The sequence below is a fragment of the Paenirhizobium selenitireducens ATCC BAA-1503 genome (assembly GCF_900492185.1).
Classification (GTDB): Bacteria; Pseudomonadota; Alphaproteobacteria; order Rhizobiales; family Rhizobiaceae; genus Allorhizobium; species Allorhizobium selenitireducens_A.
The window spans coordinates 66,910-87,736 of the sequence record NZ_UEYP01000012.1; the positions used below are offsets into that span (position 1 = coordinate 66,910).

22 protein-coding genes are annotated in these 20,827 nt (G+C 62.6%); 4 read left to right on the plus strand and 18 right to left on the minus strand.

The window, feature by feature from the left end:
* Nucleotides 1–148 precede the first annotated feature (148 nt).
* On the plus strand, nucleotides 149–1,246 hold the full coding sequence (locus RHIZ70P_RS17555) for a YeeE/YedE family protein (RefSeq protein WP_115671779.1): 1,098 nt from the start codon (nucleotides 149–151) through the stop codon (nucleotides 1,244–1,246).
* Here RHIZ70P_RS17555 and RHIZ70P_RS17560 read toward each other — a convergent pair.
* From RHIZ70P_RS17560 to RHIZ70P_RS17615, 12 genes are all read right to left on the minus strand, one after another.
* On the minus strand, nucleotides 1,222–2,133 hold the full coding sequence (locus RHIZ70P_RS17560; protein WP_115671780.1) for an MBL fold metallo-hydrolase: 912 nt from the start codon (nucleotides 2,131–2,133) through the stop codon (nucleotides 1,222–1,224). The two genes, RHIZ70P_RS17555 and RHIZ70P_RS17560, sit on opposite strands and share 25 nt — an antisense overlap.
* Before the next feature lie 52 nt (nucleotides 2,134–2,185).
* Nucleotides 2,186–3,448 carry an NAD(P)/FAD-dependent oxidoreductase gene (locus tag RHIZ70P_RS17565; RefSeq protein WP_115671781.1) on the minus strand — a complete coding sequence of 421 codons (1,263 nt, stop codon included), beginning with the start codon at nucleotides 3,446–3,448 and terminating at the stop codon, nucleotides 2,186–2,188.
* 51 nt (nucleotides 3,449–3,499) lie between these two features.
* Entirely contained in the window at nucleotides 3,500–4,207 is a 708-nt protein-coding gene (locus RHIZ70P_RS17570) for a c-type cytochrome (protein ID WP_115671782.1), read from the minus strand.
* A gap of 9 nt (nucleotides 4,208–4,216) precedes the next feature.
* Nucleotides 4,217–5,410, minus strand: a complete 1,194-nt coding sequence (locus RHIZ70P_RS17575; protein ID WP_115671783.1) for a c-type cytochrome — start codon at nucleotides 5,408–5,410, stop codon at nucleotides 4,217–4,219.
* The gene (soxC, locus tag RHIZ70P_RS17580; protein WP_115671784.1) at nucleotides 5,394–6,665 is read right to left on the minus strand and encodes a sulfite dehydrogenase; all 1,272 of its coding nucleotides are present in this window, start codon (nucleotides 6,663–6,665) and stop codon (nucleotides 5,394–5,396) included. Before soxC ends, RHIZ70P_RS17575 begins: the two co-directional genes overlap by 17 nt.
* Nucleotides 6,666–6,687: 22 nt before the next feature.
* Entirely contained in the window at nucleotides 6,688–8,379 is a 1,692-nt protein-coding gene (gene soxB / locus RHIZ70P_RS17585; RefSeq protein WP_115671785.1) for a thiosulfohydrolase SoxB, read from the minus strand.
* A 125-nt stretch (nucleotides 8,380–8,504) separates the two neighbouring features.
* Nucleotides 8,505–9,377 (minus strand): sulfur oxidation c-type cytochrome SoxA, encoded by an 873-nt coding sequence (gene soxA / locus RHIZ70P_RS17590; RefSeq protein ID WP_115671786.1) that lies wholly within the window; start codon nucleotides 9,375–9,377, stop codon nucleotides 8,505–8,507.
* A 35-nt stretch (nucleotides 9,378–9,412) separates the two neighbouring features.
* Nucleotides 9,413–9,742: a thiosulfate oxidation carrier complex protein SoxZ gene (soxZ, locus tag RHIZ70P_RS17595; protein WP_115671787.1), complete on the minus strand. Its 330-nt coding sequence runs from the start codon at nucleotides 9,740–9,742 to the stop codon at nucleotides 9,413–9,415.
* A gap of 20 nt (nucleotides 9,743–9,762) precedes the next feature.
* Complete coding sequence (soxY, locus tag RHIZ70P_RS17600; protein ID WP_115671788.1) at nucleotides 9,763–10,182, minus strand: thiosulfate oxidation carrier protein SoxY; 420 nt, start codon at nucleotides 10,180–10,182, stop codon at nucleotides 9,763–9,765.
* An 18-nt stretch (nucleotides 10,183–10,200) separates the two neighbouring features.
* Nucleotides 10,201–10,674, minus strand: coding sequence for a sulfur oxidation c-type cytochrome SoxX (soxX, locus tag RHIZ70P_RS17605; RefSeq protein WP_181904059.1), 474 nt, complete (start codon nucleotides 10,672–10,674; stop codon nucleotides 10,201–10,203).
* Nucleotides 10,675–10,788: 114 nt separating this feature from the next.
* Nucleotides 10,789–11,358: a thioredoxin family protein gene (locus tag RHIZ70P_RS17610; RefSeq protein ID WP_115671790.1), complete on the minus strand. Its 570-nt coding sequence runs from the start codon at nucleotides 11,356–11,358 to the stop codon at nucleotides 10,789–10,791.
* 16 nt (nucleotides 11,359–11,374) lie between these two features.
* Entirely contained in the window at nucleotides 11,375–12,112 is a 738-nt protein-coding gene (locus RHIZ70P_RS17615; protein WP_115671791.1) for a cytochrome c biogenesis CcdA family protein, read from the minus strand.
* 191 nt (nucleotides 12,113–12,303) lie between these two features.
* Between RHIZ70P_RS17615 and RHIZ70P_RS17620 the strand changes: the two genes are divergently transcribed.
* From RHIZ70P_RS17620 to RHIZ70P_RS17630, 3 genes are all read left to right on the plus strand, one after another.
* Nucleotides 12,304–12,600, plus strand: a complete 297-nt coding sequence (locus RHIZ70P_RS17620) for a thioredoxin family protein (RefSeq protein WP_235842265.1) — start codon at nucleotides 12,304–12,306, stop codon at nucleotides 12,598–12,600.
* 166 nt (nucleotides 12,601–12,766) lie between these two features.
* Nucleotides 12,767–13,087: an ArsR/SmtB family transcription factor gene (locus RHIZ70P_RS17625; protein ID WP_115671793.1), complete on the plus strand. Its 321-nt coding sequence runs from the start codon at nucleotides 12,767–12,769 to the stop codon at nucleotides 13,085–13,087.
* Nucleotides 13,088–13,126: 39 nt separating this feature from the next.
* The gene (locus RHIZ70P_RS17630) at nucleotides 13,127–14,173 is read left to right on the plus strand and encodes a YeeE/YedE family protein (protein WP_115671836.1); all 1,047 of its coding nucleotides are present in this window, start codon (nucleotides 13,127–13,129) and stop codon (nucleotides 14,171–14,173) included.
* A gap of 397 nt (nucleotides 14,174–14,570) precedes the next feature.
* Here the strand turns inward: RHIZ70P_RS17630 and RHIZ70P_RS17635 are convergent, their stop codons facing one another.
* The 6 genes from RHIZ70P_RS17635 to RHIZ70P_RS17660 all read right to left on the minus strand — a co-directional run bounded on the left by RHIZ70P_RS17635 (nucleotide 14,571) and on the right by RHIZ70P_RS17660 (nucleotide 20,818).
* Nucleotides 14,571–15,593, minus strand: coding sequence for a DNA topoisomerase IB (locus tag RHIZ70P_RS17635; protein WP_235842266.1), 1,023 nt, complete (start codon nucleotides 15,591–15,593; stop codon nucleotides 14,571–14,573).
* A gap of 111 nt (nucleotides 15,594–15,704) precedes the next feature.
* Entirely contained in the window at nucleotides 15,705–16,490 is a 786-nt protein-coding gene (locus RHIZ70P_RS17640) for an ABC transporter permease (protein WP_115671795.1), read from the minus strand.
* Nucleotides 16,491–16,492: 2 nt separating this feature from the next.
* Nucleotides 16,493–17,671: an ABC transporter permease gene (locus RHIZ70P_RS17645; RefSeq protein ID WP_115671796.1), complete on the minus strand. Its 1,179-nt coding sequence runs from the start codon at nucleotides 17,669–17,671 to the stop codon at nucleotides 16,493–16,495.
* Nucleotides 17,668–18,747, minus strand: a complete 1,080-nt coding sequence (locus RHIZ70P_RS17650; protein ID WP_115671797.1) for an ABC transporter ATP-binding protein — start codon at nucleotides 18,745–18,747, stop codon at nucleotides 17,668–17,670. The genes RHIZ70P_RS17645 and RHIZ70P_RS17650 overlap by 4 nt, the downstream gene beginning before the upstream one ends.
* A gap of 84 nt (nucleotides 18,748–18,831) precedes the next feature.
* The gene (locus RHIZ70P_RS17655; protein WP_419178313.1) at nucleotides 18,832–19,872 is read right to left on the minus strand and encodes an ABC transporter substrate-binding protein; all 1,041 of its coding nucleotides are present in this window, start codon (nucleotides 19,870–19,872) and stop codon (nucleotides 18,832–18,834) included.
* A gap of 205 nt (nucleotides 19,873–20,077) precedes the next feature.
* Complete coding sequence (locus tag RHIZ70P_RS17660) at nucleotides 20,078–20,818, minus strand: SDR family NAD(P)-dependent oxidoreductase (RefSeq protein ID WP_115671799.1); 741 nt, start codon at nucleotides 20,816–20,818, stop codon at nucleotides 20,078–20,080.
* Nucleotides 20,819–20,827: the final 9 nt, after the last annotated feature.

Sequence of the window (20,827 nt, forward strand, 5' to 3'; positions counted from 1 at the left end):
GCGACAAAGTTTGTAAGCCCTGCGACAATCGCGCTGTTTATGCACGGCAGGCATTTTGATATAGCTGCCTGTGAATATGTCGGTCTCCACATCGAAAGCGATGGATTGCGCTGGCCGTTTGACCCCGGATTGGGAGGAAGCCCCTCGAATGGATGTGACGCCACTGCTTGACCGTTTGGACGAAACGCACCTGGCCGTCCTTTTCGGGCTGGTCACGGGTGGCATCTTTGGCGTCGCCGCACAGCGTTCCTCGTTCTGCCTCCGGGCAGCGACCGTCGAGTTCGCCCGCGGATCGCTTGGACCGAAGATTGCCGTTTGGCTGCTGACCTTCTCCACGGCTTTGGTATGGGTCCAGTCGGCCGTCCTGATGGGACTTTTCCGTCCGGACGCCTCGCGCGTCATGTCGATCACCGGCAGTTGGTCCGGCGCGATCATCGGCGGTCTGATGTTCGGCGTGGGAATGGTTCTTGCCCGGGGATGCTCGGGGCGCCTCTTGGTGCTCGCCTCGACAGGCAACTTGCGGTCCGTGGTCTCGGGCCTGATCTTCGCCGTTGTCGCGCAGATGGCGCTGCATGGCTGGCTTGCACCGGCGAGAACCTATCTGGCTTCGCTTTGGACCACCCCGGCCGGACAGAATGTCGACCTGCTTGCCTCGGTCTCCGCACCGCCGGGAACAGCCCTTGCACTCGGCCTGATCATCGCCGCAGGCGCGATATGGCTGGCGATCCGCCACCGTCTTGGTTGGGCGAAGCTGGTCTTCGCCTCCGGCGTCGGTTTTGCCGTCGCCGTCGGCTGGGTCCTGACTTTCTCGCTGTCCCAATCCGCCTTCGAGCCCGTCTCCGTGAACTCGGTCACCTTCTCCGGACCGTCGGCCAGCATGTTGATGTTCTTCCTGACCGAAGATCCGGTACTGGATTTCGACATCGGTCTGGTGCCCGGCGTGGTCATTGGCGCCTTCCTGGCCGCCCTGCTGTCACGCGAACTGAAGTTTCAAGGGTTCAGCGATGAAAGCCAGATGCGCCGCTCCATGCTGGGTGCGGCGCTGATGGGTTTCGGCGCCATGCTCGCCGGCGGATGCGCCATTGGCGCGGGCGTGACCGGCGGCTCCGTGTTCGCGGCGACCGCCTGGCTTGCGCTTCTGTGCATGTGGATCGGCGCCGTCGCGACGGACCTGATCGTCGACCAGCGGTCAGGCGAGGCAAAGGCTCCCAGAGCCGCCAATCAGCTTTCGGCGACAAACCTGTAGGCAGTGCCGTCCTTCTCGACACGGCCAAGCCCGCCATCGGGCAGATGAAAGCCGATGAGGCGCATCTTGTCCGCCGCCAGTTGGTCGAGCAGCGCCGCCCGCGTCGCCGCGGCACGCTCCCCGTCCTGATCCGATCCCGATGGCCATTTCGGCCGCTCGAAGGCGACATGGTGATTGCCGATCGCATCGCCGACAACCATGACGCTGTCGGAGCCGGAGCGGATCTCGAACGCCATGTGGCCGGGCGTATGGCCGGGCGTCAGCCGCGCCGCCATGCCGGGCAGGATCTCCTGCCCGTCGGCGATGAAAGTCATGCGGTCCGCGACGACGCCGAGCCGGCGGGCCGCACCGACGGCAAAGGTGGTCCTGGCGTCGCCGATGGTCTGGGCAGTATCAGGATCGGTCCAGTAATCGAATTCCGCCTGCCCCATCATGTGGACCGCATTGGCAAAAATCGGTTCGTCGAATTCGTCGAGCATCCCCCACAGATGATCCGGGTGTCCATGGGTGAAGACGACATGCGTGACGTCTTCGAATGCCACGTCGAGCGCCTCCAGCGCCTCCGCCAGCTTTCCGGCGGAAGGCTGGAAGTCGGGCCCTGCGCCAACGTCGAACAGGACCGTATTGGTGCCATCGCGAACGAGGGTCACGTTGCAGGGAGGGGTCAGTTGTTGGGTGGACAGCCCGAACTTCTCGACGATGACCTTCAGCTCCGCTTGCGGCATGCCGCCGAGGATGAAGTCGGCGGGAAGGACGAGGTTGCCGTCCGACAAGGTGTCGATCTGGATGGTGCCGACTTTCACGTTCGAGCCGGCCCATATCCTCGTGGCCGGAAGCATCACCGCGGACATCGCCGCGGCGCCAAGAAAGGTTCGTCTGTTCAGCATGTCTGTCTTCCCGCGTTATACGGGCGCTTCTGCGACGCCCGGTGAGTGTGGATTATCCGAAGATGTCGGACGTGATCCCGGCATACCAGCCGAGGCTCTCTTCATAGGTCGCCTTGCGCAGGGCCGCGTCTTCGCCCGTCTGGCTGATGAAGCTTTCGACCGATGCGATTTTCTCCGGGGTCGGCTGGTAGGAGGCCCCGACTTTCACCCCGTCATCCGGCGCGATGAGCGACCAGCAGGTGTTGGAATACTTGGCCGGGAACACCTTCGAAGCCAGCAGTTCGCCACGAACGGACATGGCGGCGACCTTGGCCTGGCTATTGGCGGAGAAGGCGGACTTCGGCATGTCGCCCTGCGCGCTTGAATCTCCAAGCACGTAGACGTTCGCGTCAGCCTTCGCCTTCATGCTGTCGGGATGCACCGGAGCCCAGCCCTTGTCGTCGGTGACGCCGGCGATCTGGGCGATCTTGCCGGCAACCTGACCCGGAATGACATTGCAGACATCGACCTTCTGGGCGGTCCCTTCGACGACGACCTCCATCGTGTCGGGTCGAACCTCGACGGCACCGCCGCCGAATTCCGGACCGATCCATTCGATCATTCCGTCATAATGTTTCAGCCAGCCCTCCTCGAACAGGGCCTGCTTGGAATACTTGTCCTTGGGGTCCAGCACGAGAATCTTGGCCTTGGGGTTCTTCTGCTTCAGCACATGCGCGACCATACTGACCCGCTCGTAAGGCCCGGGGGGGCAGCGGTAGGGATTTGGGGGCGCGATCATGGCGAAGACCCCACCCTGAGGCATTTCCTCGACCATCTTCTTCAGGAGTTGCGTCTGCGGGCCGGCCTTGTAGGCATGCGGCATTTTCTCCGCCGCATCCAGCGACCATCCGGGCACCGAGCCTTCCTTGAAGTCGATGCCCGGCGACAGGATCAGGCGATCGTAGTTGAGCGTCTGCCCTCCCGCCAGTGTGACGGTCTTGGCCGTCCGGTCGACCGCGGTCGCCAGGTCATTGATCACCGTGACGCCGCCGGCGACGATCTTGTCATAGCCGTGTTGCAGGCTCTCGAACTCCTGGAAACCGCCGATGTAGAGATTGGAGAAGAAGCAGGTCGTGTAGAGCGGATTGGCCTCCACGAGCACGACGTCGAGCGCCCCGCCGCTGTCCTTCGCCAGATAGCGCGCGGCGGTCGCCCCGCCCGCGCCCCCTCCGATCACGACGACCTTCGGCTTCGACTGACCGATCACCGCTGGCGCATGGAGAAGGGCTGCGGTGGCAATACCGGTTCCGATGAAATTCCGTCTCGTCAGCCTCATGTGCTCTCTCCCAGATTGGCTGTTGTCGTGCGGTTCAGTCCATGTCTCTTGCTAATCGACGCCTTCGAAATAGGCGGCCAGCGCGGCGATCTCGTCGTCCGAAAGCCGGCCCGCCATCATCTGCATCACCGGATGTGGCCTCAGCTTGCGCTTGTAGGCGTGCATGGCCATGACGAAGTCTTGCGTGGGCCAGTTGGTGATCGACGGGATGCCCTTGTCCGAACCGTCGCTCTGATGGCATGTCGTGCACTCGGAAGAGAGGTATTGCCCGAAGTCGGGATCGCCCTGGATGGCGAGGACGGCCGGGTCGAGTTCCACTTCCCGCTTGGACGCCGTGGGATCGGCCTCGGGAATGTCGCGCGGATTGTCGGACCATAGGCGCAGATAGGCGAGGATCGCAGCCCGATCTTCCGGCTTGGCCAATCCCGGATAGTTCATCCGGGTTCCCGAAACGAGCGTCTTCGGATTTGTCAGGTAGGCGTCCAGAGTCTCGAGGTGCCATTCCAGACCGTCCGCGCCCATGCGGGAGATCGACTTGGAATACTTGAACCCCTCGATGGAGCCGGCTCTGCGACCGAAGACGCCGTTCAACTTCGGCCCTATCCGGTTTTGGGCCCCGCTTCCCACCTGGTGGCAAGCGGAGCACTCATTCTTGAAGAGGTCAGCGCCGCGCGTCGCATCGCCGAGGGATTGACCCGCGGCCGGCGTGAAGCCGGCAGCGATCCATGAGGCGGCGATGGCTGCGAGGCTCCACCGCATGGGCGTGCATCACTTCCCGATGCTGCGCAGATAGGCAATGACCGCTGCGCGGTCCTCCGCCTTCTTCAGGCCCGCAAAAGTCATCTTCGTGCCCTTCATGAAGTCTTTCGGGTTCTCCAGGAATGCCTGAAGTTCCGCTTCATTCCAGGTTAGTCCCGCAGCCGCCTTATCCGCAAGGGCCTTGGAATATTTGAAGCCTTCCGACTGCCCGGCCGCAGAACCGACAATACCGTTCAATGTCGGACCGGTAGCGTTCTTGGCCCCCTCCCCGACCTTGTGGCAGGCAACGCACTTCTTGAAAACATTCTTCCCCTGATCGATCAGGGCAGGATCGAGGCCTGCCGTTTCGCTCGGGGCCGGTGCCGGTGCTGTTGCTGCGTCCGCGGCGGGCGGCGCCTCCACTGCGGCTGCTGGCGCCGCTTGTGCCGCTTCGGTTGAAGGCGCCGTTGCGGCCTTCTCCTGCCCCTCGACCGGCGCCGCCTCGGCGGTGTCGGTGCTTGGGGGAGCGGCAGGTTCGGCGGCACTCGCCTCGTCATAGGCTGGTATCGTCCCAGCCGGGCGACCATCCGCGTCGGTCGGGGTGACCTTGAGCTCGGCGGCACGCTTGGTGACCTTCACCGCCGGGCCGCAATCCTTCATGCAGGGCTCAACGCGGAATTTCGGATACTCGGTTTCGGGACGGTCATCGACATAGAAACCGTCCGCATTGGGCAGCACGATGTCCTTGAAGTTCTCGTTCGAAAGCGTGAAGTCCTCGTCCACCAGGCCGTTCGAATACAGCAGGAAAGCGGTGATCGCATAGGTTTCGTCGACCGTGACCGTCTGGGCCGAGCCGAACGGCATGGACCGGTGGACATAGTCCCACACGGTCGAGAGATAGGGCCAGTAGCTGCCGATCGTCTTGACCGGCCGCCGGTCGGTGAGCGTGCCCTCGCCGCCCGCGAGAACCGGCCAGGCGTCGAGGCCCTCGGCGAACTCGCCGTGGCAGGTCGCGCATTTCTCCGCGAACACCTCATCGCCTGTCGCCACGTCCCCGGAGCCGGGACGCAGCCCGGTGCCGTCGGGAAGAATGGCAACGTCCCAAGCCGAGATTTCCTCGGGCAAGGCCGGACGACCCAGGCCCAGTTTTTCCGCCAGTGCCGGCGTTGCCAGAAACAGGAGGCCCAGCGCCGTGCAGGCCAAACGGTTACGCAACTTCGACATTCTCGACCTCTCCATCGGCTTTGACCCACCAGGTCTGGATCCCGTTGTTGTGATAGACGTTGTTCAGCCCACGGATTTCGCGCAACGCATCCTTGGTCGGCTGGACATAGCCCGTCTCGTCGATCGCGCGAGATTGCAGCAGCATTTCGCTGCCGTCCCAATCGATGTCGAGATGGAAGCGCGTCAGCGCCTTGGATTTGATATCCCCGGAGATCCGTGCCTCCTGCCAGTTGACACCACCGTCGAGCGAGACGTCGACCCGCTTGATCTTGCCATTGCCCGACCAGGCGAGGCCGGTCAGCACCAGCGGCCCCTTGCCGTGCCGTATCGGCGCCTGGGGACTGGGCGACGTGATCACGGATTTCGTGTCCATGGTCCAGGTCCATTTCCTGGCCCGGCCGTCGGGCATCAGGTCGGTGTATTTCGAAGTCTCCTCGCGGCTTTCCACCGCCTTGTCATAGACACCGATCCGCCGGAGCCATTTGATCCACATATTGCCTTCCCAACCGGGCACCACCAGGCGAACGGGGTAGCCGTGCTCCTTGCGCAAGGCCTCGCCATTGGCGAAGAACGCCACCATGACATCGTCGAGTGCCTTCTCGATCGGGATGGATCGGCCGTTCGAGCTTGCGTCGGCGCCCTCGGCATAGATCCATTTTCCCTCGGGCTTGACGCCCGCTTCCTCGAGCAGCAGCCGCAAGGGCACGCCGGTATATTCCATGTTATGGATCATGCCCTGGGTGAACTGGCAGCCCTCGAGCTGGGCGCCGCCCCATTCCATGCCGCCATTGGCAGCGCATTCCAGGAAGGCGGTGTTGATCGTTCGGGGAAAGCGCAACAGGTCCTCGAAGGTAAAGACCAGTGGCTTTTCGACCAACCCGTTGATCATCAGGCGGTAGTCCTGCTTGCTCAGTTCGATCGCGCCGGAATGATGGCGCTCGAACGCACAGCCCTGCGGCGTGATGGTCCCTTCCAGGGCGTGAATGGGAGTGAAGTTGATCGAGGAGACGGGGCTTTCCGTCAGCCACTCGACATTGCGGCGCACGACATGGGATTCGAAGCGGATCGGCGTCCCATAGGGTGCCGCATCGACCGGATCACCAAAGGCGGTAGCCCACTCCTGCACTTCGGTGATCTTCGGATCGGGCTCGCTGGCACGCGCGGTCGTCGCACCGGCGACGATGCCCGCGCCGGTCAGGGCTGCCTGGCGCAGGAAGCCGCGGCGGGACGTCCCGTTTTTCGTTTCGTCGGACATGGCGAAAACTCCTTGCTGTCAATCAGATTCCGCTGACGCGGACAGTGTTGTTGGGTTCGAGTTTGACAGTGCCGATCTTCCGGACATGCGCCTCGAGGACATCCCAGATCTGCGGCCCCTCGGTTCCCTCGTTGACGCTGGCCCAGCCCGCCACCGTGTAGGATTTGCCGGCCTCGATGGCTGCTCCGCCCTCCGTCAGCGAAATCTCGCTGATCCGCTCACCGATCGGCTTCGTCACGTCGATGGCATAGGACAGGCCGCCGACGCGGACCATGTCACCGCCCTGCTGGTAGTAGGGATCCGGGTTGAAGATATTGTCGGCGACATCTTCCAGGATCGTCCTGATCGTCTCACCGGTCATCTCGGTGCGATAGCAGGCGCCATAGGTCATGGACGTGACGTTGTGGATGTCTTCGCGGGTGATCGCATCGCCAGGCAATAGCGACGTTCCCCAGCGAACGCCGGGCGACATGGCGATCTGTGCGTCGCGCTCGCTGCGGATCGCATCGCAGATCAGGTCGTCCCAGGTCCCGTTGAAATTGCCGCGGCGGTAGAGCAGGCTTTCGGTGGTGCCGATCTGTTCCTCGAGCTGCGCCTTGTAGGGTGCCCGCTCGCCGTCGATCAGCGCCGCCATGTCAGGATCCGGCGTGATCACGTCGGAGAAGATCGGTACGAGCTTGTGACGGAAACCCATCATCTTGCCGTCGCGAACGTCGAGGTCGATCCGGCTGACGAACTTTCCGTTCGAACCGGACGCGATCAGGATGGTCTCGCCGATGAGCACGGGTTCCGGCACGGCATCATGGGTGTGTCCCGTCAGGATGACGTCGATCCCCTTCACGCGGCTGGCCATCTTGCGGTCGACGTCGAAGCCGTTGTGCGACAGGCAGACGACCAGGTCGACGCCGTCCGCCCGCACCTCGTCGACGACTTCCTGCATGCGTTCCTCGCGGATGCCGAAGGAGTATTCCGGGAACATCCATTTCGGATTGGCGATCGGCATGTAGGGGAAGGCCTGCCCGATGACGGCAATGCGCACGCCGCCCTTTTCGAAGATCTTGTACGGTTCGAAAGCCGGCTCGTCCCATTCCGCATCGAAGATATTGGCGCCGAGGAAGGGAAAGGGCAGCCCGTCGACGATTTCCTTGACGCGCGCGGTCCCGTAGGTCCACTCCCAGTGACTGGTCATGGCCTCGACGCCAAGCGCGTTCATGACATTCACCATGTCCTGCCCCTTGGTCAAAAGGCTGGTCATGGACCCATGCCAGGTGTCGCCACCGTCGAGGAGAAGGGAGTCGGGCCGCGCCGCCCGGATCGCTTTCACGACCGTCGCCACCCGGTCCATGCCGCCCATGCGGCCATAGGCCTTGGCGAGCGACGAGAAGTCCTCGTGTGTCAGCGCGTAGGCGTCGCGCGAGCCGGGCGCGATGTTGAACATTTTCAGGAAGTCGGAACCGGTGACATGGGGCACGTGACCCTTCGCATCGCCGACGCCGAGATTGACCTCGGGCTCGCGGAACCAGATCGGCTTCAACTGCGCATGAATGTCGGTCACATGGATCAGCGTGACATTGCCGAAATCCTCGAACGCCAGCAACTGCTCCTGGGTGAGAGCCTGCTGGGCGGCCAGCCGGGCGAAATTGCCGAAGCCAGAAACGCCCACGATCGCCGACGCGGCCATCGAGGCCTGTAAAAATTCCCGACGGGTAATCATCCCGCATGTCCTCCGGCAGATACAGGTTCCCGTTCCGCGTCGATGACACGGTCAGGCCTGCCTTGTTCAGTTGTATTGGTCGTCATGCCTGCCAGGTCGGTCGACCTGGCAGGCATGACTATTCATCAGTGGCGGACCGAGACGCCCTCGACCGAAAGCCCGTTGCCGCGCGAGGCGACATAGAGTTCCAGCGCCTTGAACTCGTCCGAACCCGCCTTGAATGTTTCGGCCCGCGTATCGCGAACGCAGCCTACGAAGCGCTGTTGTGCACTCAGCACGCCGGCGTCCTTCAGACGATAAGCGGGAAACCCGTTGATCTGCCCCTGGGAAAGGTGGTCGGCACGGATCATCTTTCCGTAGTTGTCCTCGTGACAGTTGGCACAGGACATTTCCAGCTGGCCGAAGCGGGTGTAGTAGATCTCCTTGCCCTTTTCCCAGAAGGACTGGGCGGGGCCGTCGATGGCGACATTGACCTTGTGACCGCGCGACTGCATCGAGATCAGCGAGAGCATGTCCTTCATCTTGTCGGACGTCATGCCCCAGGCTTCCTGCCCCATCCGCTCGGTGACGCACTCGTTGATGTAGTCCTCGACGATCATCAGCTTGCCGGAAACCGGATCGACCCGCGGCGTGACGGCCCGCAGGCCTGCCATGCTCTCGGGCCCCTGGTGACAGCCGGCGCAGGATTCGCCGTTCTTGCCAATCGCCTTGTTCCAGTTGTCGAGGCCGCGATCGGCAAATACCATGCCGGGATTGTCGAAGTCGTCCTTCTGCAATTCCCGCGTCTCGTCCTCGCGGAACAGCCATCCGGAATAGATCGTATCCAGGGTACCCTTGAGGAACTCTGGCGCCGCCGTCTTGGTGACGAGTTCGATGGGGCCGTCGTCAGTCTCGACGGTCAGCGTGTCGTCGACCGGTTCCGCATTTGCAACAGCGGCGGCTAGAAATCCGCATGCTGCCGCTACAGCGATAAGTTTGGTCTTGCTCCTGTCCTGCATGAGCCCTCCTCCCAGAGATCGTATCGAGCGAAAAATCAGGCGACCTCGATCGGCTTCTTGTCCGTGTAGATGGAGCCATCGTCGTCATACCAGGTGAAGGTGAATTCCCCTGCGGCATCCACCTTGGCATCAAACTCGAAATAGGGGTTCGTCGAAACCGCAGGCTCGATCTTCACGTCGATCACGTTGACCCCGTTGAGGTCGCAGGTGAAACGGTTGATGATCGAACGCGGAATGAGCTTGCCCTCCGCATCCTTGCGCTGACCCGATTCCATCTTGTGGCTGATCAGCGCCTTCAAGGTCACAACTTCGCCAGCCTTGGCCGACTTCGGAACCTTCACGCGTGGTTTTGCATCATCTGCCATAAAAAAATCCTCCCTTGAACTCAGCCGCCACAGCCGCCGATGGTAACCTTGACCGTTGCCTGCGCCTTCTTGATGGAACCGTCAGCCATCTTGGCGAGCGCAATCACGTCCTGCGTCTTGGCAAGGCGAATACGCGTCGCAGCCATCTGGCTTCCCGCCGCAGGCCCGAAGGTGAACGTCGCGACGGCCGGCTCCGGATTGCCGCTTGCCAACAGCATGATGGAGACGGCGCCCGGCGCATCGACCGAGATCGGCACGGTATTGCCGTTTTCAGCGATTTCAGGTGCAGTCAGCGTGATGCCGTCGGACGATTCCGTCGCCCCGCCGGTGAACGCCTTCGTCAGTTCTTCTGTCGTCGCAGCGCTTGCCAGACCCGGCAGAGCGACGGCAACGACGCCCCCCAGGCCGATCAGCAGCATGTCACGTCTGGTGATAGTCATGTCTTGTTTCTCCTCATCCTATTCCTTGAGCGTCATCAGGTAAGCGACGACGTCCTCGATCTGCTGGGCAGTGAGGATCGGCTTAAGCTCACCCTTCGCCGCCTTGCCGGTAAACCCGTCGCCGGGACGGATAAACCCGTCAGTCTTGTAGAAGGCGGGCATGAAGCTGCCTTCGAATGTTTTCTTCGCATTCGCGACGATGCCGCGCAGTTGCGCTTCGCTGTAGCGGTCGGCGACGCCATCGAGCGGCGGCGCGATGTCCCCGGGGAACTGCACGTCGGGCAGCGCCGCGATCGTATGACACGCCACGCAATTGCCCAGCGCATTCGTGGTCATGACCTTGATGCCCGACGCCGTGTCTCCCGGCTTGCCGGAAAGCGAAGTCGCGATGGCCCCTTCTTCAAAGGCCACGCTCGACGGCGCGGTTTCACTTGAGGCTGGCGTCGCGCTTGCAATAGCGATCGTCGCTGCCAGACAGAACTGCCATTTCATTGTCTCCTCCCTCATCTCTCCGAATGCAGGTTACCCGCACTCGCAACCTATGACAATGCCTATATATATATTTTTGAATAACCTGCCAGAACATTGATCCTGATCAGTTTTTCGTCACGGGTTGACCCGCTTCGCCAGAAACTTCTGGAAATGTTCGCCCGACTCATAGCCGCGATCCCGAACCCAGACCAAAAGGGCCTCGGTGGTCCCCTTGCCGAAGGCACCCGGCATGGTCGCAACGGAAGCCTGCGCAGCGGTCTTGTCCGGCGCAACCTCCTCCGGCAGGAAGATCAGGGTCGGCGTGAACATCAGACCCCAGCGGGTCACCATCTCCTTTTCCGGAAGAACGGTTCCGTCGAAGTCGGTCACCTCCACATCACCGAAGAGATTGAGTTGCACGACGAAATAATTGTCCCTGATCAGGCTCTCGATCTTGGGATCGGAAAATACCTCCTCATGCATCTTGGTGCAGTAGATGCAGCCGCGTTGCTCGACGATCAGCATCAGTCGCTTGCCTTCGGCCCTGGCATCCGCCAGATCCTCCCGCAGGTCCTTGAACGTCTCGCGCAGCCAGGCCGGCTTGTGCAGTCCGTCATCGCCGAGTTCGGTGGCCGCAACCGGCAAAGACGGCACGGCCGTCACGATCAGCAGCGCGAGCGCAAGAAAGAACTGTGACAGGCGCATGGTCTCTTCCTCCCCATTATTGCAGTGTTGCCGACCAGTCGAAGTTTCGCAGCAGGAAATCGGCGATCAGGTTGACGGAATTGGTGGCGATCAGGATGCCGAAGACGATCAGCATCACCCCCATCAGTTTTTCCACATGCCCCATCATCGCCCGGTGGCGCCCGACGAAGGCAAGGAACGGACGGGCGAAGAGGGCGGCCACGACGAAAGGCAGGGTCATGCCCACGCCATAGGCGAGCAGCAGCAGGCCCCCGCGCCAGAGATCACCCATGCCGCTGGCGACCATCAGGATGGCGGCAAGGGCAGGCCCGACGCAGGGGGTCCAGCCGAAGCCGAAGGCCAGCCCCATCAGATAGGCGCCCCCGAGGGTCGTCGGATTGGCCCCCGACTGAACCCGCGCCTCGCGGTAGAACAGGCCGATGCGGAAGACACCGAGAAAATGCAGCCCGAAGGCGATCAGCATCGCCGCCGCAAGCCAGGAGAGCGGCTCCTTCCATTTCAGGAAGACATGCCCCAGCGCCGTCGCACTCAGCCCCAGCAGGACGAAGATGGTCGTGACGCCGAGCGCGAAGGCGACCGACTGGATGAACAATCTGCGCTGCGCACCCGCCGGTATGCCGTCCGCTCCGCGCAATTCCTGCACCGACAGGCCGGCCATGTAGGACAGGTAGAACGGCACCATCGGCAGGATGCACGGCGACAGGAAAGACAGTAGCCCAGCGACGATCGCGCCGCCGTAACTGATCTCGAGCATGGCTCCCTCCCAAGCGCCGTACATGTATCTTTCGGACCCTGCGAAGCACGGATTGCTTTCGCAGGGGATTGAAATTAGAATATCTCTATATTTCTATGTAGTCTGTCAATATGCCCCGATGCCTGCTGCCCCTTCTTGTCGCTTTCGTGATGCTGGCGTCCGCGCCGGCACGGGCCGCTGTGGAGCTCTTGATGTTCGAACAGCCCGGCTGCATGTATTGCGCCCGCTGGGATGCAGAGGTGTCACCAAAATACCCGAAGACGAGCGAGGGCCGCGCCGCGCCGCTTCGCCGGCTCGACCTCCATGCCGACCTGCCCCCGGGCATCGCGATAAGCCGGCCACCCACCTTCACGCCGACCTTCGTGCTGATCGTCGATGGCTTGGAGACTGGCCGAATCGAGGGATATCCGGGAGAGGATTTCTTCTGGGCCCTGCTGGGTGAGATGATCACCAGGGCAGGCGGCCACCTGACCGACGAAGACCGCTGAGAGCAGTGGAGCGCGATCGGTCCGGGGCCTTGGGATAACGACGGGAACGCGACATCGCAGCATCGACGCGCCGCCGCCCACGTGCGATATTGACTGTCTAAATGGGGTCTGTACCCGTTTGGGCAGCCTTGCAGGCAAGGCAGCAGATTGAAGGATTGTTGGGGACGTGGACGATTTGGTTGAACCGGCGCTGAGAGACGGCGCTCTGGACGGGCTGATCTCCGACCCGACAACCGTCTCGCAATTCCTCAAGGCATTGGGGCATGACGGCCGACTGACCATCCTGTGCCATCTGCTGGATGGCCCGAGAAGCGTGACCGAGCTTGAGAATCTGCTTTGCGCGCGCCAGGCGGTGGTCAGCCAGCAACTCGCCCGGCTCCGGCTGGAGGGCCTGGTGTCGGCCCAGCGAGACGGAAACGCAATCTATTATTCGATACAGGATGACAGGGTCAGGCAGACCATCATATTCTTGGCCAACCTCTTTTGAGGAAACCAAGTCCTGTGAATTCATTGGGAGGTGAATAGCGTGGAGACATTGCCGGTCGGCCTTCTGGCTGCATTGGTCGGTTTGGCGGGCGGTCTGGTCCTCGGTCTCGCCTGGCGGCTGGGCAGCTTGTGTACGCTCGCCGCCCTTGAGTCCGCCGTATACGGCACGGAGCAGAAGCGCCTGCGCTCCTGGGGCATCGTGCTCGGCGTCGCGATCCTTGGCACACAGATCGGAGCGCTGGCGGGGCTGATCGATCTGAAGGGCACATTGTACCAGGCCTTCGCCTGGGACCCGTTCGCTTCGATTGTCGGTGGCCTCATGTTCGGCTACGGCATGGCGATGGCCGGAAATTGCGGCTTTGGGGCGCTTGCCCGTTTCGGCGGCGGCGACCTCCGCTCGCTCGTCCTGGTCGTGGTCATGGGCATCACCGCCTTCGTCGCCCTGTCCGGACCGCTTGCTCCACTGCGAATATTCCTGTTTCCCCAATCCGAGGCAGTCAGTCCGCACGGCATCGCCGACGATCTTCAAGCGGCCCTCGGCATTCCGGTCATCGTCACGATCATCGCGGCGGCATTGGCCTGCCTTGTCTGGGCCCTCTCCTATGAGCGACTGCGCCAGGACCGGCGGATGATCGCCTGGGCCGTTGCCGCCGGCCTTGCGGTGACATGGTGCTTCGCCGGCACCTCCTATCTGTCTCAGTTCAGCCTCGGCGCCATATCCCCCGAAGGCCCTTCCTTCACCGCCCCCTTGGGCAGGACATTGATCTACCTGATGACGGCGACCGCGGGCGGCATCAATTTTTCCGTCGGCTCCGTCGCCGGCGTGGCCGCCGGCGCGTTTATCGGCTCGATGTTCAAGGGCACGTTCGTGTGGGAAGCTTGCGAAGACCCGAGGGAACTGCGCCGCCAGGTTGGCGGTGCCGCCCTGATGGGGATAGGCGGCGTCATCGCGATGGGCTGCTCGATCGGACAAGGCGTGTCCGGGATCGCCGCCCTCGCCTGGTCCGGGCCGGTCACCCTGCTTTGCATCATCGTCGGCGCACTGTTCGGCCTGCGTCAGCTCATTGGTGGCTTCCAGTCGATATGAGCAACGATAAGCTCGCTACGGTCGATGGCAGCAGCGGTCAGAGACTTGGCGACGGCCTCCAGCGGAGACCATCGATCGCCTCAGCGACTTGCTGGCGGAGGTGAGGCGCTAGACAGGCTCTCGCACGACGCCAACCATCGGTCTGAGACCTCGGGAACCGGGTGATCTGGCGCTGACCATATTGCCCCAGAGGACCGCCTGCCCGGCGTCTCGCCAGGCAGCATCCGTTGACGTTGCGGACAAGTGTCAGATGCCGGGGTGAAGCCCGGTTCAGCGTTCGTCTGGGCCGTCCGGCACGAGAGTTTGGCATGGTCGGGTTCACGCCTCCTTTGCGTGGACTGTCGTCGCAAAGGCTTCGGTCCTGGGAACCCTTTGGTTCAGGCAGGGTGCTCGACATTCACCGTGACTTCAGCCACTGCAGAGTACGGATCTCGTCCTGCGTCATCCAGTCCAGGAGCTTCCTGCTCCTGGTCTTCGGCAAGGTAAGGACATTTCCGAGCGTTCCCGCCCTGAACGCCTCGATGACCGAAGGATGGATGTAGTTGCTGCGGCACACCGTGCGGGTATTCACCAGTCTCGCTGCAACCGCGTCCACCGCCTCGTTGATCTGCCGGCTCACCAGCCTGTCGGAGTCCGCAACCTCTACCGGCGCCAGGGCGGCGACCGCCATGCACGTCGCGCCCCATGTCCTGAATTGCCGCGACGTGAAATCCTCTCCGGAGATTTCGCGGATATACGAATTGACGTCGTGGGACGACACCGGCCGGCACCTCCCATCGTCATCGAGATACTGGAACAATGACTGTCCCGGCAGATCCTGCAGTCTGCGCACCACATTGGCGATGCGTCTATCCGTGTGAACGAGATTCCATTCCTTGCCCGACTTCCCGCGAAAGCGAAAGCGGATCCTGGAGCCATCGACATTGACGTGGCGGTTCCTGAGCGTCGTCAGGCCGTAGGATCCATTGGTTCGCACATAGTCGACGTTGCCGATACGGATGAAGAGATTGTCCAGCATCCACACCACTGTCGCGACCGCCTTCTCCATTCCGATGCGCTGTTTGCGCAGATCGCCGTCGACGCGCTGACGAATGTCGGGGAGCACGGTCGCAAACGGAAGGAGGCGTTCGAACTTGGCTTGATCCCGCATGGCACGCCATTCGGGATGATAGAGATACTGTTTGCGTCCGCGCGTATCGACGCCGGTGGCCTGCAGGTGCGACGACGGATCTTCCGAGATGACGACGTCGCGATAGGCCGGCGGAATGCCGAGGGCGTTGATCCTGTCGAGAACGGCGGGATCCTTGACCCGTTTGCCAGCGGCATCCTTGTAGACGAAACCTCTTCCGGCTTGCCGTCTGGATATCCCGCTTTGCAGGCTCTCGAGATAAACCAGTTTTGTCTCGGCCTTGCCGCCCACCGTGCCATACCTTCCTGTCGTCCTCGTCGCTCGACATAAGGCCCAGCCCCCCTTTCGGGTTCCCGCAGCCATCCGCATCGACAAAGGGACAGGGTGGCTCGCAGGTTTTGATCACCCGGTGCGCTTGGTCAGCATCGATCTCGACAGCATCAGGATCAGCCCGATGATCACAGTTGCCGCAATGAACAGGAAGGCGGCCGCGGCGATCGCCGGGCTGATGTTCTCGCGGATCGAGGAAAACATTTGCCGCGCCAGCGTGCGCTGGTTGGGGCCGGCCACGAAAAGCGTCAGCACAACCTCATCGAGCGAGGTGGCAAAGGCGAGCACCGCACCGGACAGAACGCCCGGCATGGCAAGCGGCAGCGTGATGCGGCGAAAAACCGTCGCCGGCGAAGCGCCGAGGCTCTGCGCGGCCAGTTCCACGCGCTCGTCGATCCCTGCCAGCGCTCCGGTGACGCTCACCACCACGAAGGGGACGGCGACGACGGTATGGGCGATGATCACCCCGAGATAGCTGTTGGTCAGCCCAAACCCCGACAGCAGAACTTGCATACCGACACCGAGCACGACGGCCGGCACGACCATCGGCAGAAGGAAGAGCGTGCGGATAGAGCCGCGGAAGAAAAGCAACCGGTTACGCAGGCCGACCGAGGCCGCCGTGCCGAGCGCGGTGGCCAGCAGCGTGGTACCCGTGCCGATGATCAGGCTGTTGACGATCGCCCGCCGCCAGGCATCGGCAAAGAATAGTTCCTCGAACCAGCGCAGCGACCACGAGGGGATGGGATAGGTGAGGATGACGCTCGAGGTGAACGCCAGAGGCAGGATGGCGATCAGGGGCGCGACGAGGAAGAGGATGGTCAGCGTCGCGAAGGTCGCCTTGGCGATTTTCATGGGCATCGTCAGTGCCTCCCAGGCTCGTCGCGGGAAAGCCGCGCATAGACACTGTAAAGCAACAGGGTCGCAACGAGCAGCACGACACCGAGCGCGCCCGCCATGCCCCAGTTCGCCGAGCCCGTCGCATAGAAGGCGATGATCGACGAGATCATCTGGTCGCCCGGCCCGCCGATCAGCGCAGGCGTAATGTAATAACCGATCGCCGAGATGAAGACGAGCAGCCCGCCGGAAGCGACGCCGCGCAGGCTGAGCGGCAAGAGCACGCGCAGGAAGGCGCGCAGCGGATGGGCGCCGAGTGAGGCTGCGGCCGGCATCAGGTTCTTGGGAATGGTGATCAGCACCGAATAGATCGGCAGGACCATGAAGGGCAGGAGTACATGGGTCATGGCGATGATGACGCCGGTGCGGTTGAAGATCAGCGCCAGCGGCGAATTGACGATGCCGAGCGTCAGCAGGAGATCGTTGATCAGCCCCTTTTCCTGCAACAGGATGAACCAGGCCGCGGTGCGCACCAGAAGCGAGGTCCACAACGGTAAGAGGACGGCGGCCAGCATCAGGTCGCGCTTCCAGCCGGCAAGCGATGCGGCGATGATGGCATAGGGGTAGCCGATGCAGGCGCAGGCGAAGGTAACGAGCGCGGCGATCCAAAAGGTGCGCAGGAGGATTACGCGGTTGACCGACTGGTCCGTTGGCAACTGTTCGATCTCGCCCGCAGCGTTACGCCCGAGATCGACCGCCGCGAGCAGGTTGCGGTCGGTATAAGGCGAGAGCGCGTCGGCGATCGCCAGCCAGAATTCCGGCCGCTCCCAGCGTTTGTCGATGGAAACGAGATCGACGGGCGGATTTGCGCTATCTCCGACGGCCGTCATTGTCTTGCCCATCAGCGTTCGGAAACCCGACCGGGCGCTGTTGAGACGGCGCACCATGTCACCGAGCGCCTGGTCGTCATCGACCGCCTTCAGGTCCTCGATGACCGCAGCCTGCATTTCCATTGTCGGTGGCGACATGCGGTCCCAATCGGCGAGGACCTCGGCGCTTCGCGGCAGCAGGCGCAAGACGGCGGGATCGGACACCGACTGCGACATCATGCTGAAGAGCGGCCAGACGAAGAAGCCGATGAGGAAGAGCATGAGCGGCGCCAGCAGGAAAAGCGACCGCCCCGTGCGGGAGGAGGCTGCGCTCATGGCACGATGACCCGACAGTCATCGGCCGAAAAAGTCGCAAAGACCTTCGTTCCGGGCGGAAATTCGCGCGAGCGTCGACCGAGCTTGGCAATCAGCGGATGGATGGAGTTGTGCAATTGCACCCGCAGGTGATCTCCCTGGTAGACGGAATCGGTCACCTCGGTTTCCAGTACGTTGCGCGCCTCGCCTCGCGTCTCCGCAAGCTCTACCCGTTCCGGACGGATGGAGAGGAGCACCTTCTGGCCGGGGACGACACCGCCGGAAACAACCGAGATAACCTGTGCGCCGGACGGAAGCCGCACGACCGCTTCCTCTCCATTCACCGATTCCACAACGGCTTCAAAGAGATTGGTCTCGCCGATGAACTCGGCCACGAAACGCGTCGCCGGCGCGTCATAGACTTCGCGCGGCGTACCGATCTGTTCGATATTGCCCTTGTTGAAGACGGCGACCCGGTCCGACATGGTGAGCGCTTCGGACTGGTCGTGCGTGACGAAGACGATGGTAAGCCCAAGGCGACGGTGCAGGTCGCGGATGTCGAGTTGCATCTGCTCACGCAACTGCTTGTCGAGCGCCCCGAGCGGCTCGTCCATCAGGACGACACGCGGCTCGAAAACGAGGGCACGGGCCAGCGCCACGCGCTGCTGCTGACCGCCGGAGAGCTGAATGGGGCGGCGGTCGGCAAGAGCCGACATCTGAACCATGTCGAGCGCGCGGCTGACGCGCTCGCCGATCTCCGCCTTGCCGACGCCGCGCATCTGCAGCGGAAAGGCGATGTTGTCGCCAACGGACATGTGGGGGAAAAGCGCGTAGCTCTGGAAGACGACGCCCATGTCGCGTTTGTGGGTTGGCACCGCGTTAATGGCCCTTCCATCGACCACGATACTGCCCGAGGTCGGCTGTTCGAAGCCGGCAAGCATCATCAGCAGCGTCGTCTTGCCGGAGCCCGATGGTCCGAGCAGGCTGACGAATTCGCCCTTCTCGATGCCGAGATCGAGGTCCTTGACCACGCAGAGCGGGCCGTAGAATTTGGTAATGCGGTCAAATCGAATGAATTCGGCCACGGAAGACTCCATCGCTTGAGGCGAGAAGTGCGCTTGCTGAACGCACCCGGCCATACGGGGAAGGCACCCGATGCGAGCCCCTTCCCCCGGATGTTCTTACTGGGCCAGCCAGGCGTTGAAACGCTCAGTCAGCGTTTCCGCATTGTCGATCCAGAAATCGACATTGAGCGGAATGGCATCCGTCAGGTTTGCCGGGTCGGTCGGCAGATCCTTGGCGAACTCCGCCGGCACCTTGGCGGCCGCGTCCTTGTTCGGCAGGCCATAAGCGACGAATTCCGGCAGCTTGGACTGGTTTTCCGGCAGGCTGGCGAAGGCGATGAAGTCCTGCGCGGCATCCTTGTTTTCCGCGTCCTTCAGCACGACCCAGCTGTCGACCGCATAGATGGAGCCGGGGAATACGACCTTGAAGTTCTTGCCTTCCGAGCGGTTGATGCCGGTGATGCGGCCGTTATAGGCCGAGGTCATGACCACTTCGCCCGAAGCCAGGAACTGCAGCGGCTGCGCACCGGATTCCCACCAGACGATGTTCGGCTTCAACTCGTCGAGCTTCTTGAAGGCGCGTTCGACACCTTCGTCGGTGCCGAGCACGTCATAGAGTTCGTCCTTGGAGACGCCATCGGCGAGCAGTGCGAATTCGAGCGTGTATTTCGGTCCCTTGCGCAGCGAACGCTTGCCGGGGAACTTCTCGACGTTCCAGAAGTCGGCCCAGGAGCTTGGCCCCTCGGCAAGCTTGTCGCCGTCATAGGCAATCGCCGTCGACCAGACGATGGCGCCGACGCCGCAGTCATTGACGGCGCTGTCGAGGAACTTGTCCTTGCCGCCCATCTTGTCCCAGTCGATCTTCTCGTAGAGACCGTCGGCACAGCCGAGCGCCAGCTCTTCGGCTTCGACCTGGACCACATCCCAGTTCGGCGCGCCGGCCTTGACCTTAGACTGGATGACGCCGATGCCGCCGTCCCAGGCTTCGTCGAGCACCGGCTTGCCGAGCTTTTCCGAGAACGGCTTGAAGTAGATGTTGCGCTGGGCGTCCTGGTAGTTGCCGCCCCACGATACGACGGTCAGGTCGCGTGCGACGACCGGCGCAGCGAGGCTGGCCGAGAGCACTGCGGCAGCTGCCGCCAGGAAGCCGGATTTCATGATTGTCTTCATCACATTCCCCTTTTCTTCGTTGTGTTGAGCCGGTGCAGGCTCCGTGACGTAATCACGCCGACCGCCTGCCATTCCTTTGCGGCTTTGGCTGCGGTCAGTTCGGTCGTCACATCCTTTTCCCCTGGACGTATCGACCGATTGATGCATTCCGTTCATTGCCGGTCAACGGACAATCCGGTTCGCTTGACCTTTGTCAGACGTGCTGCCCTCCGTTGATGTGGATTTCCGCTCCATTGATGTAGGAGGACTGTTCGGTGCACAGGAAGTAGATGGTTTCCGCGACTTCGCCCGGTTCGCCCAGCCTTCCCATCGGCACTTCGGCGGCGACCAGCGCATCGGTGCCGGGTGAAAGGATCGAGGTTTCGATCTCGCCCGGCGCAATCGCATTGGCGCGCACGCCGCGTCGGCCGAATTCATGCGCCATTTCGCGCGTCAGCGACGCCAGTCCCGCCTTGGAAGCCGCATAGGCGACACCGGCAAACGGATGAACGCGCGAACCGGCGATCGAGGTGACGTTGACGATCGAGCCCTTGGCCGCCTCCAATTCAGGCATCAGGGTCCGGGCGATCAGCGCGGTCGAGACGAGATTGACGTTGAGCACCTGCATCCAGACGCTCGCATCCGTGTCCATCACACCGAGCCGGCTTCTGTTGGGGCCCTTGGGCGAAATCCCGGCATTGTTGACGAGCGCGTGCAGCTTGCCGTGCGGCAGCCGTTCGCGGACCGTCGCCGCAAGGCGGTCGATCTGCGTCAGATCGGCAAGATCGGCCTGGATGTGGCTTTCCCGGGCGGAGGGCCAGGCGCATTCCTCGGAAAACGGCTGACGGGACACGGTCAGGATGCGCCAGCCCTTCGATTGAAAGAGCTTGACCGTCGCATGCCCGATGCCGCGGCTGGCCCCCGTCAGCAACATGTAGCGGCGCTCTTCGGTCATGCTGAGTAT